The sequence below is a fragment of the Paenibacillus sp. Soil766 genome (assembly GCF_001428105.1).
Lineage (GTDB): Bacteria > Bacillota > Bacilli > Paenibacillales > NBRC-103111 > Paenibacillus_E.
In genome coordinates this window covers 29,247-31,011 of the sequence record NZ_LMSJ01000040.1, presented here as the reverse complement: position 1 = coordinate 31,011, position 1,765 = coordinate 29,247, and the positions used below count along the sequence as shown (strand labels likewise).

3 protein-coding genes are annotated in these 1,765 nt (G+C 51.8%); all 3 read right to left on the bottom strand.

Features of this window, described 5'->3' with window-relative positions:
- The coding region (locus tag ASG89_RS26875; protein ID WP_157276827.1) for a family 43 glycosylhydrolase at positions 1–306 on the bottom strand (306 nt) is incomplete at its 3' end.
- A gap of 138 nt (positions 307–444) precedes the next feature.
- Positions 445–942: a LamG domain-containing protein gene (locus ASG89_RS26870; RefSeq protein ID WP_235549949.1), complete on the bottom strand. Its 498-nt coding sequence runs from the start codon at positions 940–942 to the stop codon at positions 445–447.
- A gap of 41 nt (positions 943–983) precedes the next feature.
- The coding region (locus ASG89_RS37040) for a LamG domain-containing protein (protein ID WP_162259739.1) at positions 984–1,765 on the bottom strand (782 nt) is incomplete at its 5' end.

The following is a 1,765-nucleotide window of genomic DNA, read 5'->3' as shown; positions in this document are numbered from 1 at the left end:
TTTGCTCCATGGCCCTTCGGGGGATTCTGCTGTTACGACCCAATTGGTTCCGCCGGCTGGAAAATAGATATAAAATAGTCCCTTATGATAGATCAAATCCGGTGCCATGATCGATCCGTCCACATGCTCAAGAATCGCGTGGCCGATTGGCTCCCAATCGATCAGATTATGGGAATGCCACACGAGCAGCCCCGGGGTATAGTGGAATGAAGAATGCGTCATATAATAGTGACGGCCGACTCTAACAATGGATGGATCCGGATAGTCGCCTGCAAAAATAGTGTGAATCCCTTGAATTAGTGACATGGTGAGCCTCCAGTTTTATAAAAAAATTCTCAATGAGCCAGTTGCTCTGACAGCAACTGACTCATTATGAATAATTACTTCAAATAATCTACATGGCTAATTGGATTTCTTCAACCGACTTCCATTCGGAATAATCGGTTACAACCCGTTCATAACTCCCAATACTTCCGCAGTGGATAAAGAACGATCATAAATGCGGAAGTCATCAACCCGCCCGTCAAGATAGGGGTCAGGGAATTGGGAGCGGCCGATCCAATTCTGCGTGGTGACGCCAAGGTCGGATGGTTTAATGGTCATTCCACTATTGCTGCCTACTATCTGGCCATCGACGTATAGCGTACCCGTCGAACCGTTCAGAGTAACCGCCACATGATGCCAGCCGCCCGTTGGCAGAGCCGCTGTCCCATTGATGATTTGCTCGCTCGAACCGTTCAGTTTGATAGCAAAGCGGATTTTGCTGGTTGACCCTTTCGGCGTCAGGAACATATAGGTGTTCCCTCCGGTACCGAAATCGAAGATCCTCGACCAGGTGCTCACGGTATCCAGATTGACCCAGGCAGTTACTGTGGCCGTGGCAGCACTGGAAACAACGCTTGACGGCAGTGCGACATAGCCGTTCGTTCCGTCCAGATCCACAGCGTTGCCGCTGTTGCCGGTCGCCCAAGTGGCGCCGCCCGTCAATGTGCCGTTCCAGCCTTTGCCGGACACATCGTTTGCCCGTTCATGACATGCGTGACATCCGAAGCGGTTAGAGCGCGATTATATATCCGGAAGTCATCTACCTTTCCGTCGAGATAGGGATCAGCGTATTGGGAGCGGCCGATCCAGTTTTGCGTAGTTGCCCCCATAACGGACGGCTTCAGGGTCATCCCGGTATTGCTTCCTACTTGAGCGCCGTCTACGTAGAGGATGCCTGTCGAACCGTTAAGCGTGACCGCTACATGATGCCAGCCGCCTGTCGGGAGCGCTGCTTGCCCGTCAATGATTTGTTCAGCCGAGCCGTTGTTCTTGATCCCAAAGCGGATTTTGCTGTTCGCTCCATTTTTCGGCGTGAGGTACATATTGGTAGCCGGTCCGGAACCGAAATCGAAGATCCGCGTCCAGTTGCTCACGGTATCCAGATTCACCCAAGCTGCTATTGTGATGGTATCATTGTTGGAAACGACGCCAGACGGAAGTGCGACATATTGATTCGTTCCGCTCAGATCCACAGCGCTGCCGCTATTGCCGGACACCCGAGTTGCGCCGCCAACCAATTTACTGTGCCAGCCATTGCCAGTCGTATCAATAGCCGTCGTTCCGCTTGGCTCGTCAAATTGCAGTTGCGCCTTAAACAAGGTATCGCCTGTTTTTTCGAAATCCACTTTAACAAGCTGCCATTGCTGGCTATTGACGCCCGTATCGCTAGATTGGATGAGCTGTGCGGGAACTGTCGTTGAAGAGCCGGTAACATCGGCCA